This window comes from Streptomyces sp. NPDC018019 (assembly GCF_044327805.1).
Taxonomy (GTDB): Bacteria; Actinomycetota; Actinomycetes; order Streptomycetales; family Streptomycetaceae; genus Streptomyces.
This window is the reverse complement of sequence record NZ_JBIRGD010000006.1, coordinates 67,201-82,880: the sequence shown is the minus strand read 5'-3', so window position 1 is coordinate 82,880 and position 15,680 is coordinate 67,201. Positions and strand designations below refer to the sequence as shown.

Annotated in this window: 13 protein-coding genes; 5 read left to right on the top strand and 8 right to left on the bottom strand. The window is 66.4% G+C overall.

Annotated features, from left to right (window positions below; translation table 11 throughout):
* The first annotated feature begins 44 nt into the window (after nucleotides 1-44).
* Both ACH4FX_RS12565 and ACH4FX_RS12560 read left to right on the top strand, forming a co-directional pair.
* Nucleotides 45-233: a hypothetical protein gene (locus ACH4FX_RS12565; RefSeq protein WP_398477965.1), complete on the top strand. Its 189-nt coding sequence runs from the start codon at nucleotides 45-47 to the stop codon at nucleotides 231-233.
* Between the two features lie 68 nt (nucleotides 234-301).
* Nucleotides 302-544, top strand: a complete 243-nt coding sequence (locus tag ACH4FX_RS12560; protein ID WP_398477963.1) for a hypothetical protein — start codon at nucleotides 302-304, stop codon at nucleotides 542-544.
* Here ACH4FX_RS12560 and ACH4FX_RS12555 read toward each other — a convergent pair whose 3' ends face one another.
* From ACH4FX_RS12555 to ACH4FX_RS12540, 4 genes are read right to left on the bottom strand one after another with little or no spacing between them, the layout of a single operon-like run.
* Entirely contained in the window at nucleotides 545-904 is a 360-nt protein-coding gene (locus ACH4FX_RS12555) for a hypothetical protein (protein WP_398477962.1), read from the bottom strand.
* Entirely contained in the window at nucleotides 901-1,323 is a 423-nt protein-coding gene (locus tag ACH4FX_RS12550; protein ID WP_398477961.1) for a hypothetical protein, read from the bottom strand. Before ACH4FX_RS12550 ends, ACH4FX_RS12555 begins: the two co-directional genes overlap by 4 nt.
* Entirely contained in the window at nucleotides 1,323-1,676 is a 354-nt protein-coding gene (locus tag ACH4FX_RS12545) for a hypothetical protein (protein WP_398477960.1), read from the bottom strand. The genes ACH4FX_RS12550 and ACH4FX_RS12545 overlap by 1 nt, the downstream gene beginning before the upstream one ends.
* A gap of 6 nt (nucleotides 1,677-1,682) precedes the next feature.
* A complete protein-coding gene (locus ACH4FX_RS12540; RefSeq protein ID WP_398477958.1) occupies nucleotides 1,683-2,435 on the bottom strand; it encodes an N-acetylmuramoyl-L-alanine amidase in 753 nt (250 codons plus the stop codon).
* A 175-nt stretch (nucleotides 2,436-2,610) separates the two neighbouring features.
* On the opposite strand from ACH4FX_RS12540, the gene ACH4FX_RS12535 reads away from it, so the two are divergent.
* The 3 genes from ACH4FX_RS12535 to ACH4FX_RS12525 are packed head-to-tail and all read left to right on the top strand — an operon-like array spanning nucleotide 2,611 to nucleotide 4,643.
* On the top strand, nucleotides 2,611-2,931 hold the full coding sequence (locus tag ACH4FX_RS12535; RefSeq protein WP_398477956.1) for a WXG100 family type VII secretion target: 321 nt from the start codon (nucleotides 2,611-2,613) through the stop codon (nucleotides 2,929-2,931).
* Nucleotides 2,931-4,217 (top strand): WXG100 family type VII secretion target, encoded by a 1,287-nt coding sequence (locus ACH4FX_RS12530; RefSeq protein ID WP_398477954.1) that lies wholly within the window; start codon nucleotides 2,931-2,933, stop codon nucleotides 4,215-4,217. The genes ACH4FX_RS12535 and ACH4FX_RS12530 overlap by 1 nt, the downstream gene beginning before the upstream one ends.
* A 21-nt stretch (nucleotides 4,218-4,238) precedes the next feature.
* A complete protein-coding gene (locus ACH4FX_RS12525; RefSeq protein WP_398477952.1) occupies nucleotides 4,239-4,643 on the top strand; it encodes a hypothetical protein in 405 nt (134 codons plus the stop codon).
* 27 nt (nucleotides 4,644-4,670) lie between these two features.
* On the opposite strand, the gene ACH4FX_RS12520 is transcribed toward ACH4FX_RS12525, so the two are convergent.
* The 4 genes from ACH4FX_RS12520 to ACH4FX_RS12505 all read right to left on the bottom strand — a co-directional run bounded on the left by ACH4FX_RS12520 (nucleotide 4,671) and on the right by ACH4FX_RS12505 (nucleotide 15,665).
* Nucleotides 4,671-5,705, bottom strand: a complete 1,035-nt coding sequence (locus ACH4FX_RS12520) for a hypothetical protein (protein ID WP_398477950.1) — start codon at nucleotides 5,703-5,705, stop codon at nucleotides 4,671-4,673.
* The gene (locus ACH4FX_RS12515) at nucleotides 5,702-6,826 is read right to left on the bottom strand and encodes a DUF5047 domain-containing protein (RefSeq protein ID WP_398477948.1); all 1,125 of its coding nucleotides are present in this window, start codon (nucleotides 6,824-6,826) and stop codon (nucleotides 5,702-5,704) included. Before ACH4FX_RS12515 ends, ACH4FX_RS12520 begins: the two co-directional genes overlap by 4 nt.
* Nucleotides 6,827-7,194: 368 nt before the next feature.
* Nucleotides 7,195-11,157, bottom strand: coding sequence for a hypothetical protein (locus ACH4FX_RS12510; RefSeq protein ID WP_398477946.1), 3,963 nt, complete (start codon nucleotides 11,155-11,157; stop codon nucleotides 7,195-7,197).
* Entirely contained in the window at nucleotides 11,154-15,665 is a 4,512-nt protein-coding gene (locus ACH4FX_RS12505; RefSeq protein WP_398477944.1) for a transglycosylase SLT domain-containing protein, read from the bottom strand. Before ACH4FX_RS12505 ends, ACH4FX_RS12510 begins: the two co-directional genes overlap by 4 nt.
* Between the last annotated feature and the right edge of the window lie 15 nt (nucleotides 15,666-15,680).

Here is a 15,680-nt window from a genome sequence, read left to right as displayed (position 1 = left end):
GGAGTTCTTGTATTACAGAAAAGAGGGCAGCTGGAGAGGAAGCCATGAAGGTTCAACTCACGGTCACCATCGAACTCACCGAAGAGCAGCTCCGCGAGTACGCCTGTGAGTATGGACTTCGTGCCACGCAGGCAACCGTTGCCGCCGACATCGCCAGCAACGTCAACGGTGGCCTCCAAGGCTCGATCATCAGCGAGTTCGCCACTATCCAGGTCAAGCGGCACGGGCGCTGAACAGCGCGGCGCCCCGGCTGAGGAAAGCAGCCGGGACGCCGACCGAACCATAGAGCAGGAGGCTCATCGTGACCATCCAGACCTACACCATCGACAGCGTCCGCTACTGGGTCTCCTGCCAGCACACCGCCTGGACCCCCTGCACGGACGCGGCCCGGGACGGCGAGCCGCAGGGCTGGATGAGCGACAGCGACGGCCGCGCCGGTGGCGACTTCTTCACCGACGCCCCCTGGACCGAAGTTGCCCCTGATGACTGTCCTCACGCGAAGAAGCCCCCTCCGCCCGCGACGGCGAAGGGGGCTCTCTCATGATCATGATCCGGTGTCGTTGTACTCCTTGACCAGGCGGTGCGGCTCAGGCGGGTCGCCTACCGGATCGCGCGCCCAGCGGTAGAGGGCGTCCACCGTCCAGGAGTACGCCCTGACCAGTGCTTCGGTGCGGGACATACGGGTCCTGAGTGCGGCGTTCTCCTGGTCGACCCGGTCGACGGTGGCCTGGAGCACCGCGAGGCCAGCCGTGCGGTGCGCAGGTTCGGCGGCAGCGCGAGCTGCCGCCTCGTTCGCGCGGGCCGTGGCTGCGGCGGCGCGGGTTGCGGCGCGGGCGGTGAACGCCGCCGCGGCGACAGTGCCGACCGTGCCCGCGCAGGCGACCACCCAGGCCAGGATGTTCATGTGCGCCCTTCCGGCAGCGAGTGCTCCGGCACCCCCGACGCCCACAGGATGACCCCCACATGGCTGGTCAGGTACCAGAGCGCGACATAGCCGCCACGGGGGTAGTCACCGATGAGGACCGCCACTGTGTACGCGATGGCCCACGTCGCGGGCGGGATGAGCGCCGCCGCGAACCCGAACCGGTCACGGCCGACCCGCAGGAATGCCGAACCCGCGGTGGCCAGACCGGCCGTCACCCACAGCCAGCCCCAGCAGTGCAGCGGCGCCGCACCGGTCAGCAAACCCAGCCCCTGCGGGGCCGACTGCGGCTCTACAACGAACCCGGACCCCCAGCACACCTTGCCGATGCCGATGACCAGCAGGAAGGTGCCGCGGCGGCCGATCCGCGCCCGGAGCCGGCCAGCCGCCGCGCGCGGCATTACACGCTCTGGACCGGGGGACGGCCGGCGGCCGGGACGGGCGAGACCTGGCTGCGGGTCAGCAGGACCAGCACGGCGAGCACCAGCGCGTTGACGGCGCCGACGGTGGCGCGCGCCGCCTCGTAGTGCAGCCCCGCCAGCAGGGCGGCGCCTGCGGCCACGACTCCGGTGAACGCGGCCGGGGCAATGGGCCGGGTCTGCCAGGCGGTGACAGCGGCGAACCCGGCGCTGATGAGGGCGACGACGGCTCCCGCCACTTCGCCGGTCAGGCCGGTGCCCAGCGTCACGGCGAGGGACAGCGCCGCGCTCAGGGCGCCCAGAACGACAGCCGGTTCACGTCCGAAGATCTTCACGGGACCTCACTTCTTGGGGATCTTGAGCCGCTGGCCGACGGTGATCGCGTCGCCCTTCAGGCCGTTCAGCCGGGAGATCTCCGGCCAGCGGGTGCCGTTGCCGAGCAGGGCGGAGGCGATCAGCCAGAGCGTGTCGCCGGTCTTGACCACGTAGACCGACGGCGCCGGCTTGAGCCGTGCGGCGATGCGGGAGCGCATCGAGGTCATGGTGAAGCCCTTGGGATCGACCTTGCCGGGCTGCCATTCGAGGTGGCCGATGACCGAGCGCTCGCACCAGCCGTGATGGCGGCAGATCGCGGCGGACACCCGCTCGATCGCCAGCAGCTGGGCGGCGGGCCACGGGTCCTTGCCGTCGCCCAGGTTCTCGCACTCGAAGCCGTAGAAGCGGGCGTTGCCGTCGGTGTCCGCCTCGTTCGCGGGCGGCAGCACCGCCGCCTCGGCGATGACCGCGGCGAGCACGTCACCGTCGCCGCTGCCCGCATGATTCGCACGGCCGTAGCCCACCAGGAACACCGTACCGTCCTTGGCGATGACGCCGTGGCACAGCGGCCCGGGAAGGGAGGCGTGCCCGCGGCGGCACAGGTCGACGGTCAGGTCGGTGCCCTTCGTCACGGTGTGATGGATCACCACGCCGTGCACCGGGCCCCAGGGGCCGTGTCCGGCGCGGTTGTGCGTGCGCCAGGTGCCGACCTCGCTCACCTTCACACCCTCGGCGCGCAGTGCCGCGATGAACTGCGCTGCCGTCATGGGCGGTGCCATGGACTCTCTCTTTCTCGTCATGAAGAAGGCCGCCCGCTCGCCGCCGGATGCGCCGCCCGCGTGCGACCGCTTACTTGATTACTGAACATCTCTGACTGCGAAAGCGACTGAAGCGTTGTCAGTGGCTCGCGATAGGTTGTGGGAACACGCGAAGGCACAGTTCCTGGGGGGACCTATGGCCGGTGACGGCTTCGACATAGACACGGACCAGCTCAAGTCCGCAGCGCCGCGTTTCCACCGGGAAGCCGACGCGCTGGCGAAGGCGGCGGCAAAGCTCAAAGGCTCGCTGGACGGGCTGGGTTCACCGTGGGGAGACGATGAGCAGGGGCAGAAGTTCCAGCACGTGTATGCCCCGCACCGCGAGCAGATAGAAAAGGCCGCCCAAGCCTTGGTCAAGGGACTGGAAAGCATCTCCAAAACCATGAAGGACATGGCGGGCAACCATCAGGAAGCCGACCGCTCTTCGGCCTCCGGCTTCAACAAGGGCGGTGCGTGATGGGCGCCGCCGACAAGGCAAAGGAGATCGTCCAGGACCTGACCGGCATGTGGTGGCCGGAAGGCGACGAGGACGAACTCCGAGAGGCTGCCCGCGCCTGGCGGACCTTCGCCGACGACGTGGAGGATGTCACCGCTGCCGCGCACAAACCTGCCCAGGATGTCATCGACAACAACAAGGGCCCGGGCATCGAGGCGTTCGGCGCGTTCTGGCGCAAGTACCACGGCGGCGGCAAGGGCTATCTGGACGATGTGGCCTCCGCCGCGCGGGACATGGCCAAGGCGCTGGACAAGTTTGCCGACGAGATCGCCACAGCCAAGAAGCAGATCGAGCATGCGCTGGAGATTGCGGGGGCGGTGCTGGTTGCCGGAACGGCGCTGGCCCTGTTCACCGGCGGTATCAGCGAAGTGGCGGCAGCCGGCGCGACGGAAGCGATCGTTGCCGCGGCGAGCACCGCGGGTGTGGCTGTGTCTGCCACGGTCGCGGAGATCGCCGGAACCGTGCTGGCCACGGCCGCCATCGGCAGCGTAGAGGCGATCACGGTGGATATCGTGGTGGCCCAGGGCGGACGCAACCTGCTGGGCGAGCAGAAGGGCATCAATCTGCACGAGGCCGCCGAAGCCGGCCTGGCTGGCGGTGCTCTCGGCGGCGCCTTCGGCGGAGCCGCCCGCGGTGTGAAGGCTGTCGCCGACGCAGGGGGCATCAAGAACGTCTTCAGCGGCATGAAGCTTGACAGCTTGCAGCTTCGTCCGGCGATCGACCAGATGGGCAAGCGGCGCACCTGGGAGCTGTACCGGGCGGAGAGCTCGGACGCCATGGCGCCACCGGCCAAACCAGGCGACGATATGCTCCCGTCCGGGCATCCGATTTACCACGGAAAGCAGACGACCACCATTGGCTACGACACCCGCACCCTGTCGAATGCAGAGCGCGTGCGACGTGTGCCGGGCCTTCACGACATCGTCGTACACGGGACGGATGAAGGTACGTTCATCGCCGGGCACATGAACCCAGCGGGTAAAATGAAGACCACTTACCACATCAGCCCGCATCAGGTAGTGGAAGCAATCCGCAACAACCCGAACTACACCGGCGGTCCTGTGCGCCTGGTCTCCTGCCACTCGGGGGCTGGAGCCGAGCCGCTGGGGCAGTCAGTGGCGAATGAATTGGGTGTCCGTGTTTATGCGCCGACGAACCGCATGGGAGTGGACCGCAAGCTGGGGATTCAGGAACCCGTCATCGACAAGGGCGGATACTGGCGCATATTCCTTCCCATCACTGACTGACATCCACGATTGCGAGGAACGATGATCCGCCGAGTAGGGTTTTTCGCGGAAGGCAACGAGGACGGCGACCCCGCTGTCTACAGCGATTCGCTGACCTTGGCCGTGGAGGGTCCGCCAGCGCCTGATGAAGACCGGGTTCTCTCCTACCTCGAAGGAGGTGAGGAAATCTACAGCACCATGGGCGCAGAGCGTGACGCCATTTCCGGAGACGAGTGGATCAGCGGCGCCGGGTCGCTGATGACGGATGGCGAATGGGTCTGGCCCGTCGATCTCGTGCACTACCTCTCGCGTTACCACCTTGCCCTTCCAGCAGATTTCCTCGAACATGTGCGGAAATCCGGATACCAGGCTCCCCAGGTACCGGACGAGCGCTGCCGGGAAATCATGGCAGAACTCTTTCCTCAGCGGCCCTCCCCCTGGTCGTAGACCCGGCAGGCCCCGGCTGTCCTGCGGTCAGTCGAGGAAGTATTCGATGGTGTTGAAGGACACCCACGCCGGGGCGAAGGCGTTGTTGTCATGGCCGTGCGTACTGCCGCCGTCCGAACTGGTTCCGGCCGTGCCGTTGATGCTGGTCTGCCCAGTGCCGTTCGAGCTGGTGTCATCCATCTCGTGCGTATGGTTCAGCGTGTGGGTGTGGGACTGGTTCTGCCCGCCGGTCGTGCCGCCGGTGTAGCTGTGCGTGTGGGACTGCGACGTGCCGCCGGTCGTGCCGATATCCTGCAAGTGGCTGGTGAAGACGGTGTGGTTGTGGCTCGGACCGCTGTGGCTGTGCGCTGGGCCGGAGTGCGTGTGCGGATCGATCACTGTGCTGGTGATGCTGGGCACCGCCGTCCCGCCGACCAGCGTGATCGTGCCGTCCGTGTTGAAATCGAGCTTGACGGCCGTGGTGCCGATCGCATCGCGGGCCACGACGGCTGTCGCGCGGTCGACGGGCCGGTAGCCGGCGGCGAGCGGCGTGGCCACCACGGCCGTCGGCGAGCCAGTCACGGCCGCGCCCCCGCGCCACTGCATCTTCCAGGACCCGTTGTCCCAGACCCGGCGATACCTGACGCTGCCGTTCTCGTTGCCGTTGTGGCTGAAGCCCGACCCGAGCGTAAGCACCGTCCAGGCGGTCGCCGTGTACTGCTCCGCGATCTTGCCGAGCGCCACCAGGTCCGTGCCCTGCTTGATGACGTGGACGACATCGCCGACGGCCGGGGCGTAGTGCTCGTAGTAGCGCACCCCGGGGACCTCGGTGGTGTCGCCGCTGACCGTGATGCCCAGCGTCGGCGGCGCGGCCGTGGTCGCGATACTGGCGACCGTGCCTTTGCGCAGCGTCGCCGGGTCGAAGTCGAGCAGCGTCTGCTTGGCGATCTCGGTTGCCAGGTCGCGGATTGCCTGCGTCTGCGCGGCCTGCGCCGCCTCGGCAGCCTGGGCGGCCTCCTGCGCCGCGGCCTCGGTCGGGACGACGGGAGGCTCCGCCGGTACCGCCTCGCCCGGAGTGCTCATCCCGCACTCCGCTTCTGCCGCAGCGTCAGTGACTGCGTGCCGCCCCTGTCCAGCGGCACGTTGAAGGCGTCGACCGCGTAGAGGCCGGACACGTGGCTGCGCTCGCGTACGACCTCCACCACGGCGCCGGCTTCGTACGCCGGGTTCACGATGCCCGTGATCGAGAGCTGCGCGGAGAAGCCCAAGAGATTGCGCAGCAACTGGTCCGCGGTCGCCTGCGCTTCCTCGGTGGTTTTGATGAGCTGGTCCGTGACGAAGGTCGGCACCTCGCCGTACGGTCCGAGGTGGTACGTCGCGCTGGTGGGCTCTTCGTCCCATGCCACCGCGCGCACCGCGGGCAGCTCATCGCCAGGGCTCTCGCCGGTGAGCACGACCCCGTTGAACCCCGGCTCGTCCGTGAAGACCCTGCTCAGGTCGAGCATGGTGCACTGCTCGCCCTCGATGTAGGTGAAGTCCGGGGTAGGCAGGGCGTCGATGTCCACGGGCGGGGCGATGACGACCCAGCCCTCCACATCGAAATAGATGTCGCAGCCCAGGCTCAGCGCCAGCTCCGTTACGGCCTCCCACGGGCCGTCACCCACGTCGTACAGCCGCGGCGCCGTCGTCGTCCTGGTGGTGCTGATCGCGTCGTAGCTCAGGTCCGGGAAGGTGCGCGCCAGAATCGCCTTGATGGCATCGATGATGTTCGTACCCGACGCGATGACGTACGGGCTGATGAATTTGTCGCGGGCCACGGTGCGCGACAGATCGAACGCTTCGAGCTGGATGTCCGGGCTGCCGCCCGTCGCGTCCGAGACGGAGACCTTCGCCAGACGGAACACACCCAGCGGCAGGACATCCACGCTCCCGTCCGCGTAGCGCACGCCCCGGTAGGGACGCAGTTCGGTGCCGTACGGCGTCAGCAGGGAGTCGGTGCCGCTCGGTACCAGGTCCCCCAGCGGATCGACGCAGGTGGCCTTGCAGGTGCGCCGTACCGCCGCCGTACGGTCGACGGACACCTCCCCTCCGGTGGCAGGTAGCCGCCGGATCTGCTGCGTCGGAGAGGTCACGTCCACGTACGCGTAGACCGTGTGGCTGCGCCTGATCTCCTTCAGGAGGCGGGCCGATGCGCGCTGGACCATACCCGCCTCCTCTCGGGAGTGCTTTTAGCAAGAGGAATACGCAGTTCCTTTTAACATGGAACGACAGACTCGCAATAACGAGTATTCGCATTTGCTACAGGGGGCAGTGCAGTTTCTACAGAAGCAGCTGTAGTGTTTGCGCTTTCTCCTGCGCTTCGCTAGCGTGCGCACATGAATTTCGACCCACCATCACTGTCGCTTTTCGCACCAACGTGCGCCGTGTTCGCACTTATTTGCATCGCGGTTGCCCACCCGGACCCCGGAATGCGGGAGCGCTCTCTGCTCATTCTGCGTATCATTTTCACGAGAAAACGCTGACGCCCCTGGCACCAGGCTGCCCTTCGTCATGAGGGCAGCCTGGTGTTGCTCTACACCTCCGCCGCTACCTGGACGAAGGTCACCTTCACGAAACGGATCGGGTTCGTACGCCGCTGGCCTGTGAGCTGGATCTCGGCCTGGAGGTCGCCGACCGGGCGCACCCACCAGGCGTGGTCCACATCCGACTGGAGGTAGAGCGTCCGGCCGCCGGCCAGCAGCTCCCGCAGCTGCGCCCGCTCGGTGCGGTCCAGGATCAGTGTCAGCTCGAAGGCGTCGCCCTTGTAGCCCTCGGTGAGCACGACCGGGTAGTCCTCGCCCAGCGGCTGGAACATGACGCTGGTGCCCGTCGTGCCGACTTGCAGAGGCTCCGCCTTGACGCGCAGCAGCATGGCCCGGGATGAGTCGCTGATGTCCTTCAGCCACCAGTTGGACGCGGTCATCGAGACCTCATCGCTGGCCGGCCCGTACCCGCTGACGAACTGGTCGCCGGCCAGACCGTAGCTGGTCGTCTGCGCCCGGTACCGGCGGTTCGTCAGCGGGATCACTGTGTGATCTGTGTACGTCGCGATACCGGAGAGCGGATCAAAACTCGGCGGGCTCGCGGTGAGACCGGGCAGAGGCGCCCAGTCGGTGTACCCGCTGCCGTCGTCGTCCTGGTACTGGATGACCGGCGCGGACCATACCGCGTGCGTCGTCCTGCCGGTGCCGTTCCTCCACACGCCGGACGATCCGAGCATGATGCCGACGCGGTCGAAGTAGACCAGATCGCTGACCGCCCGGTCGGTGACGCTTACCTCCCCCTTGAGGCGTGTCGTGCCGTCGGGGATGACAAAAGTGCCCGCGCTCTTGACCCAGGTTGCCGTACCGAAGCTGGTCCCCTGGATCACCTGCGAAGAGATCAGGGCGTTGGCCCGGTAGAAGTACAGCGTCAGGTAGGGCGTACCGGACGTGCTGCCGAGGAATGCGCTCGTGAATGTGACCTTGTTCTGCGCCAGCGTCATGATGCGCGGGTCGATGGCGGAGATGTCGACGGCGTCCGGCATGGTGCCGACCGCTTTGCCCGAGACGATGGGGACGGCCGGCTTGACGATGCCGATCCAGGACGCAGCGCTGCTCAGGTCCGTGCCCGAGCCGGGGGCGAAGACACCGGTCACCGATGTGGCACCGATCGGGATCACGCCGTTGCTGTCGTAGACCGCGATCGTCAGCCACGGGTCGGAACTGCCGACCGTGGTGTCATTGCGCTCGGTCTCGTTGGCGCCCGGAGCCGGGGCGCTCGGCAGTGCCTTGATGATGCCGATCCAGGAGGCGCCCGCGTAGTAGCTGCGCCCCAGGTAGCCGGTGCGGGAATGCGATCCGGTGCCGACCGGGCCGTTGCTGTCCGCCATGGCGAGCGTCGCCGTGCGGTACGAGTAACCCCCCGCGTAGTACTCGGCGGTGCTGTCCGAGCGTTCTGTGACCTCGGACAGGTAGGACCACGATGTCTCGTAGTCGCCCGAGGACGCGAAAGCGGAGATGCGCCACGAGCGCGAGTCGGTGTTGCTGACCGTGGCCGTGGTAACCGAATTGCCGCTGCCGGACTGGCTGGTGTTCTCCGCCACGAACTGGTTCGCGGCAATATCCGCACCGCGGTAGGCCACCGCCTGCGTCACCACCGGCTTGACCGTGGCGGACAGCGTGCCCGTCCAGCTGCTCGGCTCGCTGCTGCCCGCAGTGCGCTTCAGGACGGCGAAGCGCAGCGGGGCCGTGCTGTCCGTCTGCGTGATCTGCCGGACCACCGTCCAGCCAGCCGGAGCGGTGACAGTGGCGATGACCGGATCGCTGATCGCAATGGTGGCGATCAACAGGTCGTCGGCGATGACACCGGACGGCCGGTTGATCACGTAGCTGGTGGCATTGGACGTGGCGGACCACACCGTGCCCTTGCCGACGTAGCTGATCGCCGGAGCGGCGCTCGGCGGCGCGATATTCGCCGTCATCGTGCCGCCGGCCGTGCTGTCGCTGACCGCGAAAGCCGCCACGCGCCAGGCGTTTACGTCCGTGTTGGAGACGACGGCAGAGGTCAGGTACAGGGGCGTACCGGCAGCGCGCGTCAGTACGTTCTCCGCGATGAACTGATCGGAGGCATCGGCCGCGCCGCTGTACGCGACCACGACGGCGCAGCGCCGCGTGCTGGCGGTGCCCAGTGCTCCGTCCGCCCAGGTGGACGGCTCGGAGCCGCCCGCGGTGCGCTTGAGGACGAAGAGGGCCGTGTCGGTCGTCCCGTCGTCAATCGACGCCGAGTTCACCGCCGACCAGCCTGCGGGCGGCGTGACGGTGCCGTGCTGGCTGAAGGAAACGAAGGCGAGCAGCAGGTCGCCGGTCGCCGTACCGGCCGGCTTGTTCAACGTGAAGTCCGTGCCTGACGTAGGGCTCGTGAATGCCGTGCCCGTCGCCCTGAAAGCAAGGGACGGCGTGATGCCGGTGTACGTCAGCCGCTTCGTCAGCGTGCCGTGCGACCCGGCGCCTGCCACGGGCACGCGAGAGATCGTGCTGCCTGTGCCGGCCACCCAAGCATCGCTGCTCGGGTCGTCGCCGGTCGCCGAGGCGGAGCTGAGGATGTTGCGGGAGCTGTGCCCGCCGTCGGACCAGGGCGCGCTGGCGCCGTACATGAGCCCGACGTGGTCCACGTAATGGATCTCGGCATTCGCCGGAGAGACAATCTCGACTTCCACCTTGGCGTAGCGAGCCGTGGCGGGCGAGGTGCCGGTGGCAGTGACCTCGGTCCATGTCGCGGTCACGTCCGTACCGGTGCCCGTGACGGCCCCCGCAATGGCGGTGAACGTGTCGTCGTGGAAGAGGATGCGCACATTCATCGTGCGGCTGGTCGCCGCCGCCTTGAGCTGAGCCCGGACAGTGACCGGCGCGAGCGGCGCGATCTCTACGAAGGCGCCCTGGACGGACATGGACGCCGCGCTGCTGGCCGTCAGCTTCAGCGACCCGACGCCCGCAAAATAGACGCTGGTGTCCTGCGCGGCGGCGCAGTTGGCGGTCGTGTACTCCAGCGCGTCGGTCAGCGTCTCGAAGTCCGCCTGCTGGACGGACAGCAAGTTCGAGCTGTCCCGCAGGGTAAGCACCACGGCAGAGGCGTAGCTGTCCAGCACGACGGAGACGACGCCGATGCCGGGGGTGCCGCTCACGGTGTGGTCGTCGCCGGGCACGCCGGGCGACGGACCCTGCACGGTAAAGCTGCGGCCGACCCATACCGACTTCGCGAGGAACGACGAATAGACCCGGACGTACACGTAGTACACGTCCGGGTTCAGGGAGGTCGGCAGCGTCAGCGAGGTGATATCCCCGTCGACCGTCGTGGCGTAGACCGGCGGCGTCGTGTCCGGGCTGAAGATCGATTCCGCCTTCTGGATGGCGGTGAAGACGCGGTACTGCGCTTTGGACTGCGGGTCGCCGTCGGCCTGGGAGTACGTCCAGGAGATGACCGGCGAAGGCGTGAGTACCGTGCCGGTCGGCGCTTCGACCGACACTGTCGGGCGCGTCCGGTAATTGATCTGGCAGTACAGCTTATAGATGCGGATGCAGTCGAAGATGCCGCTGTACGAAAACACCTGGCACAGCAATTTGTTCAGCCGGTGGATGTCCCACGGGTGCCCGAGCGGGTCGCGCTGGTAGGTGCCGATCTCGTATGTGGTGATGGTCGTCGTCGGGTAGATGGTCCTGCTCGTGAAGCGGCTGGTGTCCTCCGAGCAGGACATGTTGATGGTGACCGAGCGGGAGCCGGAACCGACTTTCGCGCACCGCAGGTAGATGGTGACCGAGGTGATGACGGCGCCTTCAGGGACCGTGCTGATATCGATGGGAAAGGACACGCAGGCCCTCCCCTTATAAGGAGGGTTACGGCAGTACTTCGAGTCATCGTCGTTGTTCCAGCAGTGGAACAGCCGGGTCACCCCGGAACCGACCAGCGTCCAGCCCTCATTGCGGAAGTCGCCGGTGCAGATGTGGGCGAGCTCGGTCACGGACGCCTCCCCACTCCCTGTGCCAGGGCCATCTGGAGCCTGGAGGGCAGCTCACGGGTCAGCTTGTCCACCGTGGCGGGAGTGGCATTGCCCTGGATCGTCACGGGCACGGTGATGTCGAAGTGGTCATCGCCGCTGCCGACCATGGCAAGAGACTCCTTGTTCGACCGGATGTCCTCGCCCCCACGCATCCGCATCAGTTCAGGCCCCTGGTCGCCGACAACCGCCCAGCCGGGCTGGGCACTGCGCGTGCCGCTGCCATACCAGTTGTTCGCTTTCTGGAAAGCGTTCGCGGCGTTCGGCGTCTTGTAGCGGCCCTTGATGTACCCCAGACCCCACTTGATCTGCGTGGCCGGATTGGATTTCCAGTCCTTGCCGGAGCTGGCCATCTTCGATCCGGGCAGCGCCTGCGGAATTCCGTAGGCACCGCTGGACGGGTTGCTGGCTTTGTAGTTCCAGCCGGATTCGCGCTGCCACAGCGCCTGGAGTCCCGACCACTGGTCAGTGCCCCACCCGTATGCGGACAGGAAACTCTTCGCCGTGGCCTGCGCGGCTGCCGCGCTGGTCCCGCTCGCCGCGCCGCCGCCCACGTCCTTCGACGGGCCGAGGCCGTACCAACTCGTGAACATGCCGTCGCTGTAGCCGCGGGCGCCCTTGCCGACGATGCAGCCCTGGCCGCCGCGGCATTCCACGTTGGTCCCGTTCAGCGTCCCTGCGGTATGACCGACACCGGCATTGGTAATGCCGACCATGAAAGGGGCTTTGTCCTTCAGCTTCCAGCCCGGCGGCGCCGTACCGCCGGAGAAAGCGCCCGTCGCCCAACGGCGGTGCGGCTTCTCACCCCGGATGACAGACTCGATCGCGCTCATGAAGCCCGAGCAGTCCCAGGAGGGATTGCCGTTGCCGCCCCACTGGTACGGCTTGCCCGCCTGCGTCTTCGCCCACGCAAGCCCGGCGGCAGCATCGCCGCCGCCGACATCCGCAGCGATGTCATGGGCTGACACCCAGCTCTTGGCTATCTCCCCGATCTTGTCCGGTATGCCGGTGGCCAGCTTCTCCATCGGAGAGCCATCGCCCGGAACGATGCCGCGGATCACCTTCTTCGCGCCGCTGACCATGAGGTCTACGGCAGCGCTGAAGGGACCGCTGATCGCACCCAGCGCCAGGTCTTTGAGCGTGCCCAGCGCGTTGCCGAGGATGCCGTCAGGGACCAGGTCCGGGCCAAAATCGGGGCCCCAGCCGGTGCCGAGGATGCCGCCGCCCTCATCGAAGCGCTTGCCGGTGCCGTACGTGCGGACCTTCTGACCGCCCATGGCGTTACGGCGCATCTGCGCGACGGCCTCGTGCCCGCCGGCGCCCTGGACCTCCTTCGCCGTCCAGACGTGCTCGCCCGCCGACAGCCGCGCCGCAATCGAGTCGGAAGTGCCGCTTCCCGGTCCTTCGACCGGGCCGCCCTTGGCGAACTTGGGAAGGGTGAAATTACTCAGCCCCGGCGCGTTGAACACCTTCGCCACCAGGTTCCACAGTTTGACGATGCCTCCGTTGTAGACGACATCGACAACCGCCTGGATGGGTGCGCGGACGGCCTGCTTCAGCTTGTCCCAGGCAACACCCAGTGCCCTGACAGCCGACTCGAACGCACCCGGAATCGTCTTCGTGAAGAAGTTCTTCACGGGATTCCAGAAGGTATTCAGGAGGAAGTCCTTACCGGCGTTGAAGACAGCCCGCAAAGCATCCCACAGCGCATCGGCAATGACCTTTACCGCATTCACGACGTTCTGAAACGCTGTCTTGATTGCGGTCCACGCAGTGTTCCACGCAGCCTTGACCACCGCGAGGAAGAATTCAACCTGGGAGCGGATGAGATTCCAGGCAGCCAGAGCGATGTTCTTGATTGCTTCGACCACCGCATTGAAGACGTTTTTGATCGCATTCCATACGGTATTCCACAGCGCCTTGAGGGCGTTGAGAAAGGCACTGAAGACCGTACGGATCGCATTCCACACAGCAGCCGCCACGTCCCTGATCAGGTTCCAGGCACCGTTCCACAGGGCGGTGAAGATGCTGATAAAGGCATTGAGGAGCGCCCGCATTGCATTAAGGAACGCGGTCCAGACGGCCTTGAGCAGGCTCCAGACCGCCTCGGCAGCCTCCCTGATAGCCTTCCAGGCACCGCTCCAGTTGCCGGTGAAGAACGCCAGGAATACCCGCCATACGGCTGTGATCGCTTTCCAGAACGCGTCCCATGCAACCTTGAGAACATTCCAGGCGCCGGTGGCGATCGCCTTGATGACATCCCAGGCACTGGTGAACACCGCCTTGAAGACGCCGTAAAAGGCATTCCAGACCCCTTTGATGACGGCCCAGAGAACTTCCCAGGCGGAAGTGAGAACCGACCACGCGATCTTGGCAGCGCCGGTGAGCCAGGTCCAGCCGATCTGCCAGGCACTGGACAGCACGGCCCAGGCAACATCGAAAACGCCTTTGATGACGGCCCAGATGAGTTCCCAGCCGGCCTTGAGGACATTCCATGCTGCTTTGGCGACGGAGACGATGCCGTTCCATGCCGCCTTGAACGTCGGGCCGAACACCGACCAGAAGACGTCCCAGGCGAGCGTGATCCCGCCCCACAGAAAGTCCCACGCAGCCTTCAGCGCGTTCCAGACATTCGTCGCAGCGAGCTTCAGCTCGGGCCAGACCGAGTTCCAGGCTTCCTTGATGGGGCCTATGAAGGCATCCCACACGGCCTTGAGCGCACCCCACAGAACGTTCCACGCAGCCTTGAGCGCATCCCAGACGGCGAGCGCAACGGTCTTAATTCCGGTCCAGATCTCGTCCCAGTGGGCGGCTATGAAAATCAGGACGCCGATGGGACCGAGGAATCCCAGGATCAGCTGACCCCAGCCATTGGTCAGAAACTTCCACACCGTAGTCGCAACCTGTTTGATGCCGTCCCAGATGCTGGTCCAGGTATCCCGCAGCCAGTTCCAGACGGCACTCGCGGTCTTCTTGACAGCGTTCCAGACGGTGTCCCAGTACTTGACCAGGAAGAAGATGCCGACAGCCAGAGCGGCCAGGGCCAGAATGACCAGACCGATAGTCAGCGCCATGCCCGCAAGGAGAAGCCCGAAAGGGGCCGCGGCAAGGGCAAGGGCAGCCGTCACTCCAGCGGATATTCCGGCTATGACGTTGTACGCCAGCAGGGCCGCGTTCCACGCCAGCCAACCGTAGGCAATAGCCTCGATCAGCTCCGGCGGGAACTTGCTGAGCACGTTCAGGAAAACCATGATGACGCCGAAAGACATTCCGCTCATGTCGGCCATGGCAGTACCTAGATTGGCCATGAACGTGCCGAGATCCTGAAGCGCTGCGAGCAGGTCCCCCTTGACACTCTGAAACCACTGAAGGAATCTTTCGAATCCCCCGCCCGATGCCCACTGCTTGAAAGCCTCGGAGGCTTTCAGAACCCATTCGGAGAAAGCGACGCCGAGCGGAGCGGTCGCCCGCATGCCCGTGCCGAGAGCATCGAACAGGCTGCGCCCGGCCTCGATGAAGTTGTGCAGCGCGGGCACGCCGTACATCTTGACGAACGTCAGGAAGCGGTCCAGCCCGCCTTCGGTCACCCAGCGCTTCGTCGCATCGGCGACCCGCTGCATCTCCGGGGCCACCGCTTTGACGACGCTGGTCAGCTGCGGAATGGCGTACGTCGCCGCCTGAACCATGGTGGTGGCGGGACGCAAAGTAGAGCTGGTCGTGCTCTGGATGAACTTCTGCCAGGCATCCTTCGTTCCGTCGACGGAACGGGCGAACGCCTCCTGCACCGGAGGCAGCGCACGCAGGGCAGCCTCATGGGCCTTTTCCAGCTGAGTAACCTTGGCCTGCGCCGCGGCGTACTCTTTGGTTCCGACTACCGTCCTGTCCAGAGCATTCCGGGCAGCATTCAGTGCGGTACCGGTAGCGCCGACCGCGCTGTTCGCGCCGACAGTGGCCTGCACCGCGCCCATCAGAGCCGCACCGAAGAAGCCCGCTGCTGCGCCGGCCAGAGCGAACGAGGTGCCGGCCGCAGCGCCGACTGCCGCCAGGCCGCCCGCAATCGGGACAATCGCGGGCCCCAGCAGAAGAATCGCGTTGAGCATGGTCGCGACGCTCTTGGTGAACGCCGTCGCGATGTTGCTGAGAGCGGTCCTCTGGTTGTCCCGTATCTGGACCCAGTGCTGGCGGTCGGCTTCCACCTGTGCAGCCAGAGCGTTCTGGCGCCGTGTCAGCTCACGGACCCATGCCGCTTCCCGCTCACGCAGCGCCTGGTCCAGCTCACGGCGCTGGGCGGTCAGGCGGGCAGCAGCCTCAGCGGCCTCCAGACGGTGGCGCTGCGCCTCGGTGACGGCACGGGCCCGGTTCTGCCGCTGCACCTCTTCGTCAAAGGCCGTCATGGCAGCGCGGGCTTCGGCGATGCCCGTGCCGCTGTACCGGGTGTTGATGTTGAAGTTCAGGGCGGTGATCGTGGCCATGAGTCACCGCCCGCC

Coding starts and splice junctions, on each gene's coding strand:
- ACH4FX_RS12565 (WP_398477965.1), top strand. CDS start 45: ATGAAGGTTCAACTCACGGTCACCATCGAACTCACCGAAGAGCAGCTC.
- ACH4FX_RS12555 (WP_398477962.1), bottom strand. CDS start 904: ATGAACATCCTGGCCTGGGTGGTCGCCTGCGCGGGCACGGTCGGCACT.
- ACH4FX_RS12550 (WP_398477961.1), bottom strand. CDS start 1,323: ATGCCGCGCGCGGCGGCTGGCCGGCTCCGGGCGCGGATCGGCCGCCGC.
- ACH4FX_RS12540 (WP_398477958.1), bottom strand. CDS start 2,435: ATGGCACCGCCCATGACGGCAGCGCAGTTCATCGCGGCACTGCGCGCC.
- ACH4FX_RS12535 (WP_398477956.1), top strand. CDS start 2,611: ATGGCCGGTGACGGCTTCGACATAGACACGGACCAGCTCAAGTCCGCA.
- ACH4FX_RS12530 (WP_398477954.1), top strand. CDS start 2,931: ATGGGCGCCGCCGACAAGGCAAAGGAGATCGTCCAGGACCTGACCGGC.
- ACH4FX_RS12525 (WP_398477952.1), top strand. CDS start 4,239: ATGATCCGCCGAGTAGGGTTTTTCGCGGAAGGCAACGAGGACGGCGAC.
- ACH4FX_RS12520 (WP_398477950.1), bottom strand. CDS start 5,705: ATGAGCACTCCGGGCGAGGCGGTACCGGCGGAGCCTCCCGTCGTCCCG.
- ACH4FX_RS12515 (WP_398477948.1), bottom strand. CDS start 6,826: ATGGTCCAGCGCGCATCGGCCCGCCTCCTGAAGGAGATCAGGCGCAGC.
- ACH4FX_RS12505 (WP_398477944.1), bottom strand. CDS start 15,665: ATGGCCACGATCACCGCCCTGAACTTCAACATCAACACCCGGTACAGC.